Below are 19,690 nucleotides of genomic sequence, written 5' to 3' on the forward strand. Positions count from 1 at the left end.
GTGGCGATGAAGAAGACGGTCCTGGCCTGCTCGATCTCCGGCGCATTGGCCGCGCTGTTCCTCGCAGGCGGCGCATCGGCCCAGTCGATGGCGCCCAGTCCGGACTCTACGGCGGCGGAGCAATCCGGCGCCGCCTCCCGCGCCCAGGACACTGTCCCCACCGAGGATGTCGTCGTGACTGCGCAGAAGCGCCGGCAGGTGCTGATCGACGTACCGCAGTCGGTGTCGGTGGTCGGCGGTGAGGCGCTGGAGCGGCAGCAGGCGTTTAGCTTCCAAGACTATGCGAAGCTGGTGGCGGGCCTGCAACTCGCTCAGAGCAACCCCGGCGAGGCGCGGATCGTGCTGCGCGGCATCAACACCGGCGGCGTCGCCGCGACGGTCGCCACCTATGTCGACGAAACGCCGTTCGGATCGTCGAGCGGCCAGGTCAACGCCGCCATCCTGGCGGGTGAGTTCGACACCTTTGACGTCGAACGGGTGGAGGTGCTGCGGGGACCGCAGGGAACGCTGTACGGGGCGAGCTCGCTGGGCGGCGTTCTGAAGTTCGTCACCACCCCGCCGCACCTGGATGCCGTGGAAGCGCGGGGCCGCGCTTCCGTCGAGACGGTGGAGGGCGGCGATCTCTCCTACATGGGATCCGCGGTGGTCAACGTGCCGCTTTCGGACAAGATGGCGGTGCGCGCCTCCGGCTTCTACCGGGACTATGGCGGCTATGTGGATTCGATCGGTACCGGCGGGTCCGACGTCCAGAAGAACATCAATGATTCCAAAAGCTACGGCGGGCGCGTGTCCGCGCTGTTCAAGCCGAGCGAGAGCTTCCAGATCCGCCTGACCGCGATCCTCCAGAACCTGAACACCGATGCCGGCAATCTGGTGGAGAGCGATCCGGCGACCCTCCGCACCCTCTATGGCCGCCAGAGCCAGTCGCAATATGTGCCGGAGTACACCGACATCGCCTACCGGCTCTACAATGGCGCCTTCGATGTCGACCTGGGCTTCGCAACGCTCACATCGTCCACCAGCTACAGCACGCTCAAGCAGTCGCTGCGCGACGACCTCACCGTCTCCTACGGCAGCCAACTGGGCCTGTACGACGATGCCACGGGGCCGCTCGCGGACATCGGCCTGGTTCAGCAGACGAACACCGAACGCTTCACCCAGGAAGTGCGCTTGTCCTCGCCCGCGAGCGACACCTTCGAATGGCTGGTCGGCGGGTACTACAACCACGAAAAGGGCGAGATCCTGCAACGGATCGACGTGTACGAGCCCGGCACCTTCACGATCTTCGACGGCGTGCCGCAGCTGTTCGATGGCGGGACCCGGTCGCGCTATGAGGAGTTCGCCGGCTTTGCGAACGGCACGATCCATTTCGGGCCCCGTTTCGACCTGACGCTGGGCGGCCGGTACAGCCACAACGACCAGGACGCGGACCAGGGCGGGACCGGGCAGCTCGCGCCGCCGGCCCTGGAATCGGCGTCGAAGGAGGACGTGTTCACCTGGTCGGTCGCACCCAAGTTCAAGCTCGGTCAGAGCGTCGCGCTCTACGCTCGGGCGGCCAAGGGATTCCGGCCGGGCGGCCCGAACATCGTACCGCCCAACGCGCCGACCGGAATCTCCACCTATGATTCCGATTCGCTCATCAGCTACGAGATCGGGTTCAAGGCGGAGACGGCCGACCGCAGCTTCAGCATCGATGTCGCGGCATTCCACATCGATTGGAAGGACATCCAGCTGTTTGCGCAGGTGGAGGACTTCGGCATCAACGCCAACGGCGGCAAGGCCAAGAGCGAGGGGGTCGAGTTCACCGCGATCCTGCGTCCGACCCGCGGCTTCGTGGTATCGCTGAACGGCGCCTACACCGATGCCAAGCTGCGGGAGGACACGGATCTCGCGATCGTGGGCGGGCGCAAGGGCGACCAACTGCCCTACACGCCGAAGGTCGCGGTATCCGCCAACGCCGATTACGACTGGGACATGGGGAACGGCACCAAGCCGTACGTCGGCGCTTCGCTGCGCTTCCTGGGCGACCAGTCCGGCCCCTACAGCCCCGCGTTCGTGGCGGCCACCGGCCGGCAGTTCCGCATCCCGTCCTATGCCGTCGTCGACCTGCGCGCCGGCATCGAGTTCGACCGGTTCTCGATCGAGGCCTATGCGAAGAACCTGACCAACTCGGAGGGCAAGACCAGCGTGGTCGGGGAGGGCAACTATCCCTTCGGCGCGGTGGGTACCGGCGTAATCCGGCCTCGAAGCGTGGGCGTGACGCTCGGCGCGGGGTTCTGAGGTCGTGACCGGCCTCGGCCTTGCCGCTTCCGCAGCCCTCGGCGGGGTGCATGCGCTGCCCGCGCCCTATCTGCTGTTCCTGGGGGATGTCACCGAGCCGGGCTTTGCCAAGACCGCCTTCGGCCTGCGGGACTGGGCGGGCGACCGCTGCATCGGCGAGCATGCGCTGCCGAATGCCAGCGTCACGACCGGGCTGGAGCGGCTGACGCCGGCGGAGGCGGCCGCACGCGGTGCCCGGGCGATGGTGATCGGCGTCGCCAACCAGGGCGGGGTGATCCCGCCCGGCTGGATGCCAGAGCTGCTCGCCGCGATCGAGGCCGGGCTCGACCTGGTGGCCGGCATGCACCGCCGGCTGGGCGAGATCGATGCCTTGCGCGAAGCGGCCGCCAGGCACGGCGTGCGCCTGCATGACCTGCGCGTGCCACCGGCCGACCTGCCGATCGCGACCGGGCGCAAGCGTTCGGGGCGGCGGCTGCTGACGGTCGGCACCGACTGCGCGCTGGGCAAGAAATACACCGCGCTGGCGATCGCGCGCGGCCTCGCGGCGCGCGGCGTGGATGCCATGTTTCGCGCGAGCGGCCAGACCGGGATCATGATCGCGGGGCAGGGGATCGCCATCGACGCGGTGATCGCCGACTTCGCCGCAGGGGCTGCCGAGTTGCTGAGTCCCGATGCCGCACCCGAGCATCTCGACGTGATCGAGGGGCAGGGATCGCTGTTCCATCCGGCCTATGCGGCGGTGTCGCTGGCGCTGCTCCACGGAAGCCAGCCCGATGCGTTCGTGGTCTGCCATCAGCCCGGCCGGCAGGGAATCCTGGGGACGCCGGGCTATCCGGTGCCGCCGATCGAGGCGGTGATCGAACAGACGGTGCTGGTGGGGCGGCTGACCAACCCCGCGATCCGCTGCGTGGGGATCAGCCTCAACACCGGCGGCATGACCGAGCAGGAGGCCGCTCGGGTCATCGCCGATACCGGCGCGCAGCTGGGCCTGCCCGCCGCCGACCCGATCCGGGGCGGCGAAGCCTTCGAACGGCTGCTCGACGCATGCCAGGGCTGAGCCCGGTCGCGGCCGACCGGTTTCGCCGGTTCGTGCTGCCGGGGCTCGCGTTCAAGGCGGTGGTGATCGGCGGCGGCTATGCGACCGGCCGCGAGATCGCCGAGTTCTTCCTGCCCGCGGGCCCCTGGGGCGGGCTCGCGGCGATGCTGCTGGCGACGCTGATCTGGGCGGTCGTGGCGGCCGCGACCTTTCACCTCGCTCACAGGATCGGCGCCCGCGACTATCGGACCTTCTTCAAGGCGCTGCTCGGGCGGGCATGGGTAGCGTTCGAGGCGGCGTACCTAGTGTTCATCGTCCTGATCCTGGCCGTGTTCGGAGCGGCCGCCGGCGCCATTGCGCAGGCAACGCTGGGCGTGCCGGCAGCGGTGGGAACGGTCGCGCTGATGGTCGGGATCATCGCCTGCGTCGCCTGGGGCAATGCCGGAGTCGAGCGGGTGTTCGTCTGGGTCTCGGTGCTGCTCTATGCGACCTATGCAGCCTTTCTGTTGCTGGCGCTGACCGGGGTCGGCGATCGCATCGCCGCGGCCTTCGCGAGCGCATCCCCGCCATCGGGCGACTGGGCGCTCGGGGGCATCACCTATGCCGGCTATAATGTCGTCGGTGCGGTGATCGTACTGCCGGTGACGCGACATTTTCGGTCGGGCCGCGACGCGGTGGTCGCCGGGATGGTCGCGGCACCGCTGGCGATGGTTCCCGCGCTGCTGTTCTTCGTCAGCATGACCGCGTTCCTGCCGGAAATCGCGACCGCGGTCCTGCCGTCGGACCATATCCTCGTCCGGCTCGGGCACCCCGGCTTTCACCTCCTCTTCCAGGCGATGATCTTCGCGGCGCTGCTGGAGAGCGGCAGCGGCGCGGTGCACGCGGTCAACGAGCGGATCGCCCATGCAAGCGCGGGGCGGATCGTGCTGCGGCCGGTATCGCGCGCGCTCGCCGCCCTGGCGTTGCTGGTGCCGTGCATGCTGATCGCCGAGCGCATCGGGCTGGTGGCGCTGATCGCCTCTGGGTATCGCGCGCTCGCCTGGATCCTGATCCTCCTCTACGTCCTGCCGCTGCTCGGGATGGTGGCGCTCCGCCGCATCGCAGCCCCGGCGATCCAGCCGGAGACGCCATGATGAAGCGCTGCCTCTTCGCCCTGCCGCTGCTGCTGGCCGGAGGGCCCGCGTTGGCCGATCCGCCCGCCGGGTTCGACGCACGGGTGGAGTCGATCCGCACTGCCACCGAGACGCCGGGCATGTCGATCGCCATCGTCGAGGACGGCAAGGTGGTGCTCGCCAAGGGGTATGGCGTGCGCAGGCAAGGGGCGGCGGCAAAGGTCGACGCCGACACGCTGTTCATGATCGGATCGACCGGCAAGGCGTTTACGGTCGCCGCGCTCGCGACCCTGGTCGATGCCGGCAAGATCGGTTGGGACGACAAGGTCATCGACCACCTGCCCGGCTTCCAGATGTACGATCCCTGGGTCACGCGCGAAATGACGGTGCGCGACCTGCTGGTCCATCGCAGCGGCCTGGGCCTCGGCGCGGGCGACCTGTTGCTGGTCCCGCGGGGCAAGCTGTCGCGGGCCGAGGTGGTGCGGCGGCTGCGCTACCTGAAGCCGGCGACCAGTTTCCGCTCCGGCTACGCCTATGACAACATCCTCTACATCGTCGCGGGTGCGGTGATCGAGGCGGTCAGCGGGCAGAGCTGGGAGGAATACATGCGCGACCATGTGTTCCAGCCCGGCGGCTTTCCCAACGCCACCGCCGAGATGGCGCGGCAACTGTCCGTGCCCGACCGGGCGCAGCCGCATGCGCGCTATGGGGGACCCGTGCGCGGCGTCGGACCCGTCCGGGTCCTCGACGAGCGCGACCGGCTGGGACAGGCAGGCGCGCCTGCCGGGCTGATGGCGGCGAGCGCCAACGACATGGCGCGCTGGCTGCAGATCCAGGTGGCGGGCGGCGCGCTGCCCGGGGGCAACGGGCGGCTGTTCAGCGAGTCGGCGGCCAAGGAGATGTGGACGCCCGTCACGCCGATGCCGATCGAGCCCTATCCGGAGCCGGTCGCCGGCATCACCCCCAGCTACCAATCCTATGCGCTGGGATGGGACGTTCGCGACTACCATGGCGCCAAGGTGATCTGGCACGCGGGCGGCCTCTTCGGCTTCACGACGGTGGTCGTCTTGATCCCGGAGAAGAAGGTCGGCTTCGCCATCGCCATCAACAGCGAGGAAATCGAGCCGCGCTATGGCCTCATGTACGAGCTGCTCGACCATTATCTGGGGCTGCCGAAGCAGGATTGGCCCGCCCGGTTCGCGGCGTTCAAGCGCAACCGGATCGCAGGGGCCGAGGCGGCGGTGCGCCAGCAGGCGGCGATGCCCGCCAAGGTCGGCCCGTCGCTGCCGGTGGCGCGCTATGCCGGGCGCTATGTCGATCCCTGGTATGGGGCGCTGGCGGTCGGATCGGACGCAAAGGGGCTGACGGTCGACTTCACGACCACGCCGGGAATGGCGGGTCGGCTGGAGCATTACCAGTATGACAGCTTCGTCGCGCGTTTCGACGATCCGGCGATCGAGCCGGCCTACCTGACCTTTGCACTCGACGCGGACGGCAAGGTCGCGCGCGTGACCGCGAAGCCCGTGTCGCCGATCGCCGACTTCAGCTTCGACTACAAGGACCTGGACTTCGTGCCCGAGGGAGAGCGGCCATGATGCGACGTTGGTTGGCGGGCCTTGCCTGCGTGCTTGCCGCAACCGCGGCGGTTGCCCAGAACGAACTGGCCGTCACGCCGCAGCCGGCGGCGCCGGTGGCCCCGGCCGCCGCATCCGCCCCGGGCCAGCCGGACGCCGCCGCTGCCACGCCGGCGCTGACCGCGACCGACGTTGGCACATGGCTGGACGGCTTCATGCCCACCACGCTGGAGGGGGGCAAGATCGCCGGCGCGCAGGTGGTGGTGGTCAAGGATGGCCAGGTGCTCTTCAAGAAGGGCTACGGCTATGCCGACGTGGCGGCGAAGAAGCCGATGGACGTCGACCGCACGCTGATGCGGATCGGCTCCACCTCCAAACTGTTCACCTGGACCGCGGTGATGCAGCTGGTGGAGGCGGGCAAGCTCGACCTTGATGCCGACGTCAACCGCTACCTGGATTTCCGGATCGAGCCTAAGGGCGGCCGGGCGATCACCCTCGACGACCTGATGCGCCACCGCGGCGGGTTCGAGGAGGGGTTGAAAGACCTGATGGCGACCGATCCCGTCAAGTGGAAGACGACGGAGCGCTACCTGAAGGAAAACCTGCGCCCGCAGCTGTTCGTCGCGGGCGAGGCACCGGCCTATTCCAACTATGGCACCGCGCTTGCCGGCTACATCGTCCAGCGCGTGTCGGGCCAATCCTATGACACCTATATCGAGCAGCACATCCTGGCGCCGCTGCGCATGGGCCACACGACCTTCCGCCAGCCGCTGCCGCCCGCGTTCGCGCCGCTGCTGTCCAAGGGCTATCCTCAAAGCGACATGCCGCCGGTGCCGTTCGAGCTGGTCGGAACCGCGCCGGCGGGTGCCGCCAGCACCACGGGCGGGGACATGGCCAACTTCATGATCGCGCATCTGCAAGGCGGGCGCTTCGGCGGCACCCGGATCCTGCGGCCGGAGACGGCCCGGCTGATGCACACGCCAGCGGTTCCCCCGCAGCCCGGCTTCGACACGCTGGCGCATGGCTTCTTCTGGGGGCACCGCAACGGGCGCCAGGTGATCGGGCACGCGGGGGATACCATCGTGTTCCACACCGATATGAACCTGCTCCCGCAGGAAGGCGTCGGCTTCTACGCCAGCTTCAACAGCCGTGGCGAAAACGACGCGACCTATGGCGCGCGGGAGCGCCTGTTCCAGCTGTTCCTGGACCGCTATTTCCCGGCGCCCCCCGTCACCAATCCTCCGGCCATCGCTGGCGCGGCCGCCGATGCGGCGGCGCTTGCGGGCTATTACGAAGGCTCACGACGGGTCGAGAGCGGCTTCATCGGCCTGTTCTACCTGATCCAGCAGACCCAGGTGATCCCCAACGGCGACGGCACGATCAGCCTGGCGTCCGCGCCGGAGCAGAAGTTCCGGGAAATCGCGAAGGGCCTGTGGCGGGAGGTGGACGGCACCCGCATGCTGCAAGTGTCGGAGGTGAACGGGCGTCGCGCGATCCTCGACAGCCGCAACCCGGTCGAGATCTCGCAGGCGACCCCGCTTTCTCGCAACCCGGTGTTCAACATGGTGATCGCGGCGTTCGCGCTGCTAGTGCTGCTGGCGACGGTGGTCTCCTGGCCGGCAACGGCCTGGATCCGTCGCCGCTATGGTGCCTCGAACCCGCTGACGGGCCGGGCGAAGCTCGCCCACCGGCTGGTGCAGTTCGCGGCGCTGGCCGACCTCGTCTATCTGGTCGGCTGGTACATGGCGCTCGCGCCGATCCTGAAGTTGCAGGTCGAGGTCTACAACAACGGCATGGACGCGACCATTCGGGCGCTCCAGATCGCCGGGATCGTCCCCGTGCTGGGGGCCGTGCTGGGCGTGTGGAACGCGGTCGTGGCCTGGCAGCCGGGACGTGGCTGGGGCGAGCGGCTGCGCGCGATCCTGATCGCCGCTGCTCTGATCGGCGTGCTGTGGCTCGCCAGGGTGGGCAAGCTGATGAGCTACAACCTGAACTATTGAGCCATCAAACCGGCAGGACGGTCGTCGACTTGATCTCCGACAGGGCGACGGTGGAGACGACCTCCTGCACGCCGGGCACGCGCGACAGCTTGTCGAAGAAGAAGCGCTCATACGCCTCGATGTCCTCGGCGACGACGCGCATCAGGAAGTCGACCGGCCCCATCAGCACGTAGCATTCCAGCACCTCCGGAAAGGCGCGGATCGCCTCGGAGAACTCGTCCAGGTGGGCGCGGCCATGAGCGTTGAGCTTCACCTGCGCAAAGACATGCGCGTTGAGCCCGATGGCGCGCCGGTCGAGCAGCGCCACGCGCTTGCGGATGACGCCATCCCGCTCCAGCCGGTCGATCCGCCGCCAGCATGGGGAGGGGGAGAGACCCACACGTTCGGCAATGGCAGCGGTGGGCAGGCTCGCGTCCTCCTGAAGGACACGGAGGATGCGGCGTTCGGCGTCATCGAGCGGCTGGGTCAATCCATCCTCCAAACCTAGAAACACCGGTCAGTCCTTGTGAGTACAGCAAAGACCGCGGTCAACAAAGGTCAGTTCGCCCCAGCGGCCGAGGCTATTGCTTTGCTGCATTGAAGATGAGGATTCCGCCATGAACGAATTGCTGCCCCCCGAAGCCGTTGTCCGGCTTGACGATCCGCAGACGGGCTTGCGGGGCTTCATCGTTCTGCATTCCACCGTGCTGGGGCCTGCGGCGGGCGGCTGCCGGTTGTGGCACTATGCCGACGAGGCCGCCGCGAGCGAGGATGCACTGCGACTGGCCGCCGGCATGACGATGAAGAACGCGCTGGCCGGGTTGCCGCTGGGAGGCGGCAAGGCCGTGCTGATGCTCCCCGATGCGCCGTTCAGCCGCTCGCAGCTGTTCGAGGCGTTCGGGCGCGCGGTCGCAACGCTCGACGGGCGCTACGTGACGGCCGAGGATGCAGGCACCAGCGTCGAAGACATGGCGGTGGTGGCAGGGCGGACGCCCCATGTCGCCGGCCTTCCGCGGCAGGACGAGCGGCCCGGCGGCGATCCCTCCCCCTGGACCGCACGGGGCGTGTTCCGGGCGATGGAGGTGGCGGTCGCACGGCGGCTGGGCAAGTCGCTGGCGGAGGTGACCGTGGCGGTGCAGGGCGTCGGCCACGTAGGCATGGCGTTGTGCGAACTGCTCCATGCCGCCGGTGCGCGGCTGGTGATCGCGGAATCGCGATCGGAGTTGGCGGCGCGGGCGGCGACGCGCTTCGGAGCGGTCCTGGTATCCTCCCGCGCGATCGCGGGCGTTCGGGCGGATGTCTTCGCGCCCTGTGCCCTGGGCGGCGTGCTGAATGTGGCGAACGCCACCAGCCTGCAGGCGAAGGTCGTGTGCGGTGCTGCCAACAACCAGCTGGCGTCGGCGGAGGTGGGGGGGCTGCTGGCGAAGCGCGGCGTGCTCTACGCACCCGACTATGTCGTCAACGCCGGCGGCATCATCAACGTGGCTGCCGAATATCTCGGCTGGGGCGAAGAGGTGGTGCCATCCCGCGTCGACGGCGTCGCCGCCCGGCTGGGCGAGGTGCTGGACCTGGCGGAGGCGGAGGGGGTCTCCCCCGCGCGTGCGGCCGCATTGCTCGCGCGCGAGGTGATCGTCCAGGGGCGACCCTGCGACAAGGCGATGCTCGCGGCCTGAGGGGGGAGAGCGATGCGCGTGACGGTCACCGGCGCCGCCTCCACCTCGCTGCTGCTGCGCGTCGTCAATCTCGTCGCGCTGCATGAACTGGCGTTCGCGACCCTTGCAGCGGAGTTGGCGGACGGCGGCATGGTGATCCGTCTTGACCTGGCAGACGGGGCGCCGCCCGCAGAGGCGAGCCTGGAGAAGCTGCGCGCGCTCGTCGAGGTCGCCACGGTCGAGCTGACCGCTCAGACCGGTCGCTGACCCGCAAAGGCGCATCGCCTGCGAAGCCGTAGCCGAGCATGTTGGCCGAACAACAGGGGGCGACATGCGGGCAATCGGGACGCTGGCTTTGATGACGGCGCCGACGGCAGCGGACGGGATCCCGACCTGGTCGCCGACGGTGCCTGCGGGTGGGCAGGCGGAACTCCGCTACCGCTATTGACCAACGCACGCGACGCACGGCCACGTGGGGCTTTGGCGAACGTGCGGAAGGGACGGGCACCACGGGAGGGTGGATGAACGGGGATTTGAAGATCACGACGGCGGTGGCCGCAGCGCTGCTTGCGGGAGGCTGCGGGCGGCGCGAACCGAATGAACCGCCGATCGCAACACGGCCCGGTTCGTGCCGCATGGGGTGGAGAGATAGCGCCGCGTTCTGTTGATATTGCTAGTGACTCGCAACTTTGCTTCGGCTAGAGGGCCCCGCAACATCAAAGGGGGACCGAATGCGTTTGCCGATCAGCCTGTTGTCGAGTGTCGCTGCTGTCTGTCTGGGCGCCGTCGCCGCGCATGCCGCGCCAGGCGCCGAGGGCGAGCAGGTACGGTCGGAGGGCGATGGCGGCGACGAGGTGGTCGTGGTCGGCAAGAGCTACGGTCGCGAAGTAGGCAAGACGGTCACCCCGCTGAAGGACATGCCCAACACGGTCACGCTGATCGACCGTGCGCAGATCGAGGCGCAAAACCTGTTCACGCTGGAGGACGCGATGACCGCGACCAACGGCATCACCGTCACCGGCATCGGCAGCGAGGATCCGTCCTTCCTGTCGCGCGGCTTTGCGATCACCAACTATCTGGTGGACGGCGTACCGACGCTCTCGTTCGGCTTCCCGGGGGTCGTGCCCGACCTGTTCGCCTACGACCGGCTGGAAGTGCTGCGCGGCCCTGCCGGCCTGTTCAGCGGATCGGGCAATCCGGCGGGCAGCATCAACCTGGTGCGCAAGCGGCCGCTCGAGGCCTTCAAGGCCCAGGCGTCGGCGGGCTATGGCAGCTACGATAACCTGCGGCTGGAACTCGACGTTTCCGCCCCGGTCGGCGATCGCGCAGGGGTGCGCGTGGGCGGCATGCTGCAGGACCAGGATCAGTTCTTTGACGTCGCCCATCGCAACCGCCTCGGCTTCTATGGCGTCACCGCGATCGAGATCGGTGATCGCACGACCCTGACGGTCGGGGGCAGCTACGACCGGTTCAAGCCCGCGATCCAGTCCGGGCTTCCCGGCTATGCCGGTGGTGCCGACGGCAGCGAGGGTAGCCTGCTCGACGTCGACCGCTCGACCTATCTGGGTGCCGACTGGAACCGCTTCCGCTCGGAGACCTGGACCGCCTTCGCCGAACTGACGCACCGGGTGAGCGACCGCTGGACGCTGCGCGCGACGGGCCTGATGACCGATGTCGACCGGATCGACGTCTACAGTTACATCGGCAACCAGGCAGTGACGCCCGCGAACGGCGGCAACACCAGCCACATCGCCTATCGCGGCGACAATTTCGCCAAGACGCGGTCGTTCGACATGAACGGCGTCGGTAGTTTCCCCCTGTTCGGGCGCGAGCAGACGCTGATCCTGGGCGCCGACTATCAGGCGCAGGATTACGACAGCTATTTCACGCGGCTCTCGAACTACGCGCGCATCAACGTGTTCGATCCAGTGTCGCCGACCGAACCGCCGCTGAACCCCTATGGCCCGCTGCCCTATTATCCGGTGCAGGGCACCAATGCGACCTGCCCGGACACCAGCACGCCGATCACGCCCGCGCCGGTCAACTGCGTCCTGCAGTCCTATGGCGGCACCAATACGCTCGTCGAGCAGTACGGCCTCTACGGCCAGATGCGGTTGCAGCCGGTCCCGGGGCTGACGCTGGTCGGTGGCGGCCGCCTCACCTGGTGGGAGCAGACGACCGAGACCCTGCTGCCCACTCCGGCCGCGCCGCGCTCCACCGGCGTGGATGCGCAGCTCACGCCCTATGCGGGCATCGTGTGGGACCTCACCCCGAACCTCAACGTCTACGGCAGCTATGCGGACAGCTTTACGCCGCAGTCGGCACCGGCCGGCCGCACGCGTCCGGATCGCGAACGCGTCAAGCCGCTGATCGGCGACCAGTATGAGCTCGGCACCAAGCTGGCGCTGATGGACAATCGGCTGCTGCTTTCGGCGGCCGTTTATCAGCTCACGCAAAGCAACCGGCTGTTCAACCCGGCCGACGAGCCGACCATCGTGCTGCAGGTCGGAAAGGTGCGTGCACGCGGCATCGAGGCCGAGGCGACCGGCGAGATCCTGCCCGGCTGGCGGATCAACGGCGGTTACACCTATACCAAGACCGAGTATCTGGAGGACACCCAGCCGCAGTTCGAGGGGCTGTCGCTGACGCCGATCATCCCGAAGCACATGGCCAAACTGTTCACCAACTATGCTCCCCAGGACGGGGCGCTGGCGGGTGCAAGCCTGGGCGGTGGCCTGACGTGGTTCAGCGAAACTTCCGGCGGCACGCCGTCGATCATCGGCGCGAACGGCCAGCCGACGATCTCCACCGTCGTGCGTCAGGGCAGCTATGCGGTGCTCGACCTGCGCGCCGGCTACAAGGTCAACGACCGGCTGTCCTTCTCGGTCAATGCGAACAATGTGCTCGACCGCAGCTATTATTCGCGCATCTCCTCGACCGGGCGCGGCAACTACTACGGCAGCCCGCGCACGGTGTTCGCGACCATCCGGCTCACCTACCCGTGAGCGCCCTCGCTTTCTCAAAAGGACCCTCTGCCATGAAGAAGATGCTGTTCGCCGCCCTGCTGCTGGGCCTCTCGACGGCGGCTCGGGCGCATGAAGTCTGGATCGAGCGCGACGGCAACGGCCCGGCGCGCATCTACCTGGGAGAGCCCGCCGAGGCGATGCCCGAGGGCGGGGATCCCGAATTCGCCAAGCTCAAGGCGCCCAAGCTGCTGAAGGCGCCGAACGCCCGGCTGGAGCGCAAGGCCGGCTATCTGGAAGCCGCCCTTCCGGCAGGGGATGTGCGCGCCTGGGACGACACGGTATTTGCTCCCTGGGGCGAGCCCGGCAAGCAGGAGTCGGTGGTCTACTACGCCCGTGCGGGGCGGAGCGAAGCACGCGCGGCCCTTCCGTTCGAGTTCGTCCCTGCCAAGGCGGGCGCCGACCGCTTCCGCCTGGTGCGGGACGGCAAGCCCGTTGCCGGAACCGAAGTCACGCTGATCGCACCGGACAAGTCGACGCAGAAGCTGGTCACCGACGCCAACGGCGAAGTGACGGCGCCGGCGGGCGCGAAAGGCCGCTACCTGCTGACGGCGGCACTGAAGGACGAAGGGGCTCACACCACCCCGGCAGGCCCGGTCGCCGTGCTGCACCGGATCACCACGATCACCTATCTGGCGAACTGACAAAAACGGCAGCTTCAAGGGCCGAAGCGCTTGAGGCTGCCGTCTGCAGTGGCGGGGTCGGGGGAACCCCGGGGAAGGATTAGAAGCGCATCCGGACGCCCAGACGATAGATGCGGCCAAGCGTATCGTAGAGCGCGGGATTGACGTCGAGGCCGGTGTTGGTCTGCGGCGACGGCGCGGGATCATGGTCGAACACATTGTCGACCTTGAAGAAGGTCGTGACTTCCTTGGTCACGTTGTACGAGCCGCCGATATCCAGGTAGAAGGCGCCCTTCATCCGGTTGTAGTCGATGGTCGGGTTGTTTCCGGTCGAAATCGGGCAGCCCGTGGAGCACACGACATACTGGTTCCCGAACACGCCGTCGGAAAACCAGCGCTCCTGCAGCGTGAGGCTGAAGCGGTCATTCTCGTAGGTCTGAACCGCGAGCCATTTCCAGTCCGGCGTGGCACCGGTATTCGCGCCGGCCTGGTCGACCGTCGCGACCCCCGCAATGCCTGCGTTGACCAGGAACTCGCGCACATGGGTGCCCAGCGCCCGGACGGTAAAGCTGCCGGGCAGGCCCAGGGGCTGGGTCCATTGATAGCTCGCCTCGATGTCGAAGCCGCTCGTCTTCCAGGAGGCGAGATTGAACGGCTGGACGTTGACGAAGTTGCCGCCCTGAACGGGGCTGTTCAGTTCGAAGCCGCCGCAAAAGGCCTGGTTGCCTTCGAAACAGAAGCGGACGATCTGGTCCGGGCTGAGGGTCGAGACGACCCCGTCGAGCTTGATGTTGTAATAGTCGAAAGAGAGGCTGAGGCCCGGCAGCCACGAGGGGCGCGAGAGCACGATGCCCACTTCGGTGTTGCGGGCGATCTCCGGCTTCAGGTCCGGGTTGCCGATGGTGTTCTGGAACACCTGGACCGCGCGATTGCGAAACGGATCGTTGAAGTTCGGCAGCGTGGTGACCGTTGGTGCGGCGAACAGCTCCGAGAGGTTAGGGGCGCGAACGTCGCGCGACGTGACGGCGCGGAGCCGCACGCCTTCCAGCGGCGTGTCCCAGGTCCCGCCGACCTTCCACGCCCAGACGGTGCCGGACGTGCTGTAATGGGTGCCGCGGCCGGCGGCATTCAGGTTCGCACGCCCGATCGAGGGGCTGTCGAACAGGGGTAGGTTGACCTCCAGGAAGCCTTCATAGACGTCGTACTTGCCGCTGCCGTTCTTGTAGTTGCCGGCGGCCCAGTTGCTTCCCTGTTCCGCATTGAGCAGCGGGTCCGCGGGATATTCGGGGCTGTTCGGGCTCACGTCCATGACGCCGGCGCCATAGGGGTCGGCACGCACGCGATAATATTCGCGCCGGTACTCGGCGCCGAACGCCACCGACAGAGGGCCCGCCCAAAGCTCGACGGGCGCGCCGGAGAAGTTGAGGCTGGCTACGTCCTGGGTCAGCTTGGTGTGCTGGAACGGGCCGTTTTCCGGCGTGATATAGGCAAGCGCTGCATCGGACGGAGCGAAGCCGCCGAAGACGTTGATCGGCTGGCACCCGGCGGCCCGCGCCGCAGGGTTCGCGCAGACGATCGCGCCGTTCAGCGTGATGGCATTGGACGCAGCGACATAGCGGTTCTGCAGCACGATGTCGTCGACATCGATGTCCGACATGGTGATGCCGTGCTCGTAATAGGCGTCATAGGTCCAGTCGCTGCCGCCGATGTCGAACTTGCCCTTCAGGCCGCCGACGAAGCGGTACTGCCGACGATCCGTGCTGACCCGGGGATCGGGGAAGCTGCCGTTGCTGGTACCGAAGTTGAACTCGGTGATCCCGGCGGCCGCGCACCGGTCGCGCACCAGCTGCGGCAGGAATGCGTTGGCACACTGCACGGTCAGGTTCGGGCGGTTATAGCCGGGGCTCGGCTGGTTGGAGGTCTTTACCTGCGCAACGTTGACGGTGAGGTAGACCTCATTGTCCTCGGCGAAGTCGAAGCCGATCCGGCCGAAGCCGTTCAGGCGTTCGAGCTCTGACTTCAGCGACGCGCCCGAACCCGGTGCGCCGGAGAGATCCCCGCCGACGCAGAAGCTGTTGCCCGGATAGCAGTTGGTGACGCGGCCGGTACCCGTCGGGCTGCCGCCCGATCCGTAGTTGAAGTTGTAGGGGGTGCCGCTCTGGTCGAACGCGATCCCCTGCAGTGGCCCGTTGTTGATCAGGCCGTAGAGCGCATACTGATAAGGCTGCGCATAATCGCGATAGTTGAACTGCGGGAGCCCGTTGTCGGTCACGCCGGTGTTGAGCAGCGTGGTGGCTCGGTACCAGTTGCGTCCCCCCGCCAGGTCCGTGCCGAAGTTGCCGGCGCCGACTCCGCCCTCATGATCGAACTCGCCGCTGACGATCAGGTGCAGGCGGTCGTCGAGCAAGGCGGTGCCATAGGCGCCCTGCACGAGCACCTGTTCGTCATCGCCGTAGTTGGTGATGCCGCCCTGGACGTTCGCCTTGAACCCCTGGAAGCGCGTATCGGTGATGAAGTTGACCACGCCGCCGACCGCGTCCGAGCCGTAGGAGGCGGAGGCGCCGCCGGTCACGACATCCACCCGCTTCACCAGCAGCTGCGGGAACATGCTGATGTCGGGAACCCCCGTCACGTTGGCGCCGACGACCCGCTGCCCGTCGAGCAGGGTCAGCGTACGGATCGGGCCGAGCCCTCGCAGCGAGAAGGAGCTGAGGCCCTGGGTGCCGCTCGAGGTGCTGAACGTGCCCGTGGCGGCGCCGGTCGACCCCTGCAGCGACGGCAGCTGCGCGATCGCATTGAAGATGTTGGGCTGGGCGTTCTTCTGGAGCTGGTCCTCCCCGATCACCGTCGTCGGAGTCGGCGCGTTGAAGCCGGTCGTGATGCGGGTGCCGGTTACAACGACCTCCGACGGCGACGCATCCGGCTGGGCCGCGGTCGAGCCGGCGATGCCGGGTTCGGCCGGAGTCGCGGTGGTGTCGGTCTGGTCCTGTGGCTCGTTGGGAGGCGTCTGCTGCTGTGCCAGGGCAGGCGCGGACGCGAGCAACACCGCAAGCGCAGCGAGACTGGTAACGTTATCAAAAGTGCGCGTCTTCCATCGACGATCACGAAGGACCTTGCCCATCATCCATCCCCTCCTTGGTGCCGGCGCGTGCCGGTCGTCCGGCGTGGCGTCGTGTCAGTGTGCGCGCATTCTATCGGATGCCGGCGGGCGCAGCATCTACGACCAAAGTCGAGGGGGACCGGTCAGGGCCGCGCGGCAAACAGCGCATGATGGGTGAGGATGAACAGCGTGCCGCCATCCGGGCCGCCGAACAGCAGCTGGAGCGGGCGTTGCGGTACGTCGATGCGACCCTGCTCGCGTCCGTCGGCGTCGTAGACGAAGATCTCGCCGTTCGCGACATAGACGCGCCCATCCGGGCCGACGGCCACGCTTTCCCCGCCGCGCGGCGCAAAGGGCTTGAGGTCGGTCACCGCGCCGCCCGCGCCCAGGAGGCCGCTGTAGGTACGATCCTCAGAGCCGTTCGCGACATAGATGCGGGAGCCCACGGTGCCCTGGACGAATCCATAGGTGTCCAGCGTGTCGGAGAACCGCCAGCCGAGATGATCCGCCGGACCCTGTTGCCAGACGCGGTAGGCGGGAAGCGCGATGCTCCCGTCAGGGGAGCGATATTCCAGAGACTTCGGCAGCGCCATGTCACGCGCGAACATCTCTGCCAGCGTCGTGAAGCGATCGGTCGCGGGATCATATTGGTCGCGGAACTCGCCGTTGTTCCAGAAGCTCGCAGGCAGGGCGACCCGCGCGCCGGTTCCGGCGGAGGCGGGAGTCGGCGCGATGATCCGCGGCGCCTGAGGCGCCGCGGGATCGATGCTGTACACCGTCGCGGCCGCGCCGGCGGACGAAAGCACCATCAGCTTGCCCGAGCGGTCGACCGCGAGGTTGACGGAATCGAGCGGCGCGTCGGCGACGGTCGAGAGTCCCTCCTTCTCGGACCAGCCATGAATGCGCTGGAACTGCCGGTCGACGAAATAGAGCTTGCCGGCCGCGTCCACGGCGCCACCGCCCAGCGAGTAGAAGCCCTCGGCCAGCATACGGACCGGCGCGAGGGAGGGGTTGGCTGCCGGCGCCGGCGCGTCCGTCACATCGAGTACCGCGAACTCGCGCTCGCGCACCGCGGCGCGCCGGGTCACGTCGACGATCGCATTCTCGTACGGATATTTGCTGGCGCGCAGGTAGGTGCCGCACCCGTTGCCGTCGCAGGTGGCAAAGCCGCTCTCGGCATTCACGTGCACGTTGCGGAAGCGGATGCCGCTCGAGCCCTCCAGCGTCACGGCCGCGGGCGCGGGCTGGAGCGAGCGGGTGACGCGATAGGCGTGGAGGTTGGCGAAGAGGATGTCGCGCGAGTTGCGGACCTCCAGCGACACCGCGTCCCGGCTCTCGCCCGCCTCCTCTTCCGTCTGCGGCGCGAGGAACTGCCAGTTGCGAACGCGGTCGAGCACGATCTCGGCGCGGCGGTGGTGCTCGGCCGACATCTGGTAGACAATGCCCGGCGTGCTGGTGTCCGAGACGTAGAGGCCCGCCTGGGCATAGGTGTTGGGCGTCCACAGCCCGTTGAAGGTGCCGCCGCCGCCGTCGGTGACCCAAAGGCTGGCATATTGGCCGTCCCAGCGCTTCTTGGGGTCCGGGTCGGCCGTGTGGTTGGCGTTGTACGGATCGAAGCGGCTGCCGTCGGCAAGGAAGGTGCCGTGACCGCCCTGGAACTTGACGTCGTCCACCAGCGATCGTTCGCCCGCACGCCATAGCAGCGCCGTCGCGCGCGGATTGGTGCCGCCCGTGAACAGGCCGAGGCCGGAGACGATCGCGTCCCCGCCCTTCGCGCTTTCGATCAGCGCGCGCGGGCTGCCGACGCCGCGGAAGGGCGCGCTGTCCTCGGCAAGGACGATCTGCGTCAGGCTAGGGTGGAGACCGATCAGCACGCTGTCGGGGCGCAGCTTCAGCGTGTCGGAGACCCGATAGAATCCTGCGGGGAAATAGAGCACCCGGCGGCTGTCGATCGCGCGCTGGATCGCGGCCGTGTCGTCGGTCGCATTGTCCCCGCGCACGCCCAGATCCCGCACGTTCACCCAGGCGGAGACCGGCGGCAGCGGGCGGATCGCGCGATCACGGCGCCGCGGGGTTCCCGAGAGCGGCGCGGCATCCATGCGCGTGGCGTAGCTGCCGGTGGCGCCCAGCGCCGGTACGGTCAGCCCATGGGTGAACTCGCGGACGCGGTAGCGGCTTCCCGTGCCGCCTACCGTCTGGCCGCTGTCGCGCAAGCGCGCGAAGATGGGCGTGCCCGTCGCTACCGCATTGTCGAAGCCGACCTGCGTGTACGCATTGCCTTCGTTGCTGATGATGACGCCGGCTTGCGAGACATTCTCGAACCGGACGTCCTTGCCCCACAGCCAGTCGCCGTAGCCGCGGTCGATCTCGATCCCCACGGGCACGTTGCGGAAGCTGGTGTTGACAAGGGTGAGGCCCGCCTCGTGCTCGCGGATCGCGGCGTCCCGCTGTCCCTCGAAGGTCGAGTCCAGCAACGTGTACTGCCAGGCCGGCGACGGCTTTTCGGTGAGGATGCCGTAGCGGCCGCCGAAGAAGCGCAGGTTCTGGCCGAGATTTCCGACCTGATAGATGCCGGCGAGGGCGGAGCCGAGATGGAAGTCGATGTGGCTGAGATAGGCGTGCTGGGCGGTGTGGAAACGGACCGCGGTTGCCGCCGTATTGCCGCTGCCGATCTCGAAGTCGACGTTAGCCATGGCCGAGTAAAAGGTCCCGGAATTGGCGTCGGCGATGCCCGGATTGAACGGAACGCTGGTGGGCGGCGGCACGGGTACGCGCGGGCCCGCCCCGTCCGGCGCAGGACGGTTCCCGGTGAAGAAGATCATGTTGGCGACGCCGCTCTGGAAGCCGGGAGTGTTGGCAGCCAGCACGAAGACCGGGCGCTTCTTCCCGACGCCGAACAGGCGCACGCCCGGCCATACATACAGTGTGCGGGTGATCCGGTACCGGCCGGATGGAAGAAAGACGAGACCGCCGCCGCCCTGGCCCGCGGCCGCATCGATCGCCTGCTGGATCGCCGCGGTATCATCGGTGGTGCCGTCGCCCTGCGCCGACACGGTGACGGCGCGTGGGTCGTTCGGCGCGGTGGCGTAGACCGAAGTCGAGCCGGGCGCCGCCAGTGCCGGCAGGGCGGTGCCGGCGAGCAGCAGCGCCGGGAGCAGACGGAGGGCGGTGCGGGCTGTCATGGCGATGCGTCCCTTGATCGCTGCGCGAGTGTGCCCGCCTGGATAGTTCGGCCTCCCAGGGGTGGCGACCTCGACCAAGGTCGCAATGGCCAAGCAGCTCGCCAGACCCAATACCGCCCAGGCAACACG

Annotated in this window: 12 protein-coding genes; 9 read left to right on the forward strand and 3 right to left on the reverse strand. The window is 68.0% G+C overall.

All coding sequences use genetic code 11. The annotated features are described in order from the left end of the window. The first annotated feature begins 6 nt into the window (after window positions 1–6). Genes EO081_RS15185 through EO081_RS15205 form a run of 5 tightly spaced genes read left to right on the forward strand, consistent with a single transcriptional unit; the run spans window position 7 to window position 8,002 of the window. Window positions 7–2,280: a TonB-dependent receptor gene (locus tag EO081_RS15185; RefSeq protein WP_129343078.1), complete on the forward strand. Its 2,274-nt coding sequence runs from the start codon at window positions 7–9 to the stop codon at window positions 2,278–2,280. Between the two features lie 4 nt (window positions 2,281–2,284). Then, a complete protein-coding gene (locus EO081_RS15190; protein ID WP_183947987.1) occupies window positions 2,285–3,337 on the forward strand; it encodes an N-acetyltransferase DgcN family protein in 1,053 nt (350 codons plus the stop codon). Further along, window positions 3,325–4,449 carry a YkvI family membrane protein gene (locus tag EO081_RS15195; RefSeq protein ID WP_129343080.1) on the forward strand — a complete coding sequence of 375 codons (1,125 nt, stop codon included), beginning with the start codon at window positions 3,325–3,327 and terminating at the stop codon, window positions 4,447–4,449. Before EO081_RS15190 ends, EO081_RS15195 begins: the two co-directional genes overlap by 13 nt. Then, on the forward strand, window positions 4,446–6,023 hold the full coding sequence (locus EO081_RS15200; RefSeq protein WP_311721261.1) for a serine hydrolase: 1,578 nt from the start codon (window positions 4,446–4,448) through the stop codon (window positions 6,021–6,023). Before EO081_RS15195 ends, EO081_RS15200 begins: the two co-directional genes overlap by 4 nt. Then, window positions 6,020–8,002 carry a serine hydrolase domain-containing protein gene (locus EO081_RS15205; protein WP_129343084.1) on the forward strand — a complete coding sequence of 661 codons (1,983 nt, stop codon included), beginning with the start codon at window positions 6,020–6,022 and terminating at the stop codon, window positions 8,000–8,002. The genes EO081_RS15200 and EO081_RS15205 overlap by 4 nt, the downstream gene beginning before the upstream one ends. 4 nt (window positions 8,003–8,006) lie before the next feature. Here EO081_RS15205 and EO081_RS15210 read toward each other — a convergent pair whose 3' ends face one another. Further along, the gene (locus EO081_RS15210; protein WP_240697710.1) at window positions 8,007–8,495 is read right to left on the reverse strand and encodes an Lrp/AsnC family transcriptional regulator; all 489 of its coding nucleotides are present in this window, start codon (window positions 8,493–8,495) and stop codon (window positions 8,007–8,009) included. Between the two features lie 103 nt (window positions 8,496–8,598). Here EO081_RS15210 and EO081_RS15215 point away from each other — a divergent pair, with 103 nt between their 5' ends. The 4 genes from EO081_RS15215 (at window position 8,599) to EO081_RS15230 (ending at window position 13,300) form a co-directional block, all read left to right on the forward strand. After that, window positions 8,599–9,654, forward strand: a complete 1,056-nt coding sequence (locus EO081_RS15215; RefSeq protein ID WP_129343088.1) for a Glu/Leu/Phe/Val family dehydrogenase — start codon at window positions 8,599–8,601, stop codon at window positions 9,652–9,654. 12 nt (window positions 9,655–9,666) lie between these two features. Continuing rightward, entirely contained in the window at window positions 9,667–9,900 is a 234-nt protein-coding gene (locus tag EO081_RS15220; RefSeq protein ID WP_129343090.1) for a hypothetical protein, read from the forward strand. A gap of 464 nt (window positions 9,901–10,364) precedes the next feature. Next, a complete protein-coding gene (locus EO081_RS15225) occupies window positions 10,365–12,638 on the forward strand; it encodes a TonB-dependent siderophore receptor (RefSeq protein ID WP_129343092.1) in 2,274 nt (757 codons plus the stop codon). 32 nt (window positions 12,639–12,670) lie between these two features. Further along, window positions 12,671–13,300, forward strand: a complete 630-nt coding sequence (locus tag EO081_RS15230) for a DUF4198 domain-containing protein (RefSeq protein ID WP_129343094.1) — start codon at window positions 12,671–12,673, stop codon at window positions 13,298–13,300. 79 nt (window positions 13,301–13,379) lie between these two features. Here the strand turns inward: EO081_RS15230 and EO081_RS15235 are convergent, their stop codons facing one another. Beyond that, window positions 13,380–16,403, reverse strand: coding sequence for a TonB-dependent receptor plug domain-containing protein (locus EO081_RS15235; RefSeq protein WP_375781671.1), 3,024 nt, complete (start codon window positions 16,401–16,403; stop codon window positions 13,380–13,382). Between the two features lie 119 nt (window positions 16,404–16,522). Beyond that, window positions 16,523–19,561, reverse strand: a complete 3,039-nt coding sequence (locus tag EO081_RS15240; protein ID WP_129343096.1) for a glycosyl hydrolase family 28-related protein — start codon at window positions 19,559–19,561, stop codon at window positions 16,523–16,525. Between the last annotated feature and the right edge of the window lie 129 nt (window positions 19,562–19,690).

Source organism: Sphingomonas desiccabilis, from assembly GCF_004135605.1.
Taxonomy (GTDB): Bacteria; Pseudomonadota; Alphaproteobacteria; order Sphingomonadales; family Sphingomonadaceae; genus Sphingomonas; species Sphingomonas desiccabilis.

What these genes read in the sequence shown, in the direction of transcription:
- EO081_RS15185 (WP_129343078.1), top strand. Translation starts at nt 7, where the DNA reads ATGAAGAAGACGGTCCTGGCCTGCTCGATCTCCGGCGCATTGGCCGCG.
- EO081_RS15195 (WP_129343080.1), top strand. Translation starts at nt 3,325, where the DNA reads ATGCCAGGGCTGAGCCCGGTCGCGGCCGACCGGTTTCGCCGGTTCGTG.
- EO081_RS15200 (WP_311721261.1), top strand. Translation starts at nt 4,446, where the DNA reads ATGATGAAGCGCTGCCTCTTCGCCCTGCCGCTGCTGCTGGCCGGAGGG.
- EO081_RS15205 (WP_129343084.1), top strand. Translation starts at nt 6,020, where the DNA reads ATGATGCGACGTTGGTTGGCGGGCCTTGCCTGCGTGCTTGCCGCAACC.
- EO081_RS15215 (WP_129343088.1), top strand. Translation starts at nt 8,599, where the DNA reads ATGAACGAATTGCTGCCCCCCGAAGCCGTTGTCCGGCTTGACGATCCG.
- EO081_RS15220 (WP_129343090.1), top strand. Translation starts at nt 9,667, where the DNA reads ATGCGCGTGACGGTCACCGGCGCCGCCTCCACCTCGCTGCTGCTGCGC.
- EO081_RS15225 (WP_129343092.1), top strand. Translation starts at nt 10,365, where the DNA reads ATGCGTTTGCCGATCAGCCTGTTGTCGAGTGTCGCTGCTGTCTGTCTG.
- EO081_RS15230 (WP_129343094.1), top strand. Translation starts at nt 12,671, where the DNA reads ATGAAGAAGATGCTGTTCGCCGCCCTGCTGCTGGGCCTCTCGACGGCG.
- EO081_RS15235 (WP_375781671.1), bottom strand. Translation starts at nt 16,403, where the DNA reads ATGATGGGCAAGGTCCTTCGTGATCGTCGATGGAAGACGCGCACTTTT.
- EO081_RS15240 (WP_129343096.1), bottom strand. Translation starts at nt 19,561, where the DNA reads ATGACAGCCCGCACCGCCCTCCGTCTGCTCCCGGCGCTGCTGCTCGCC.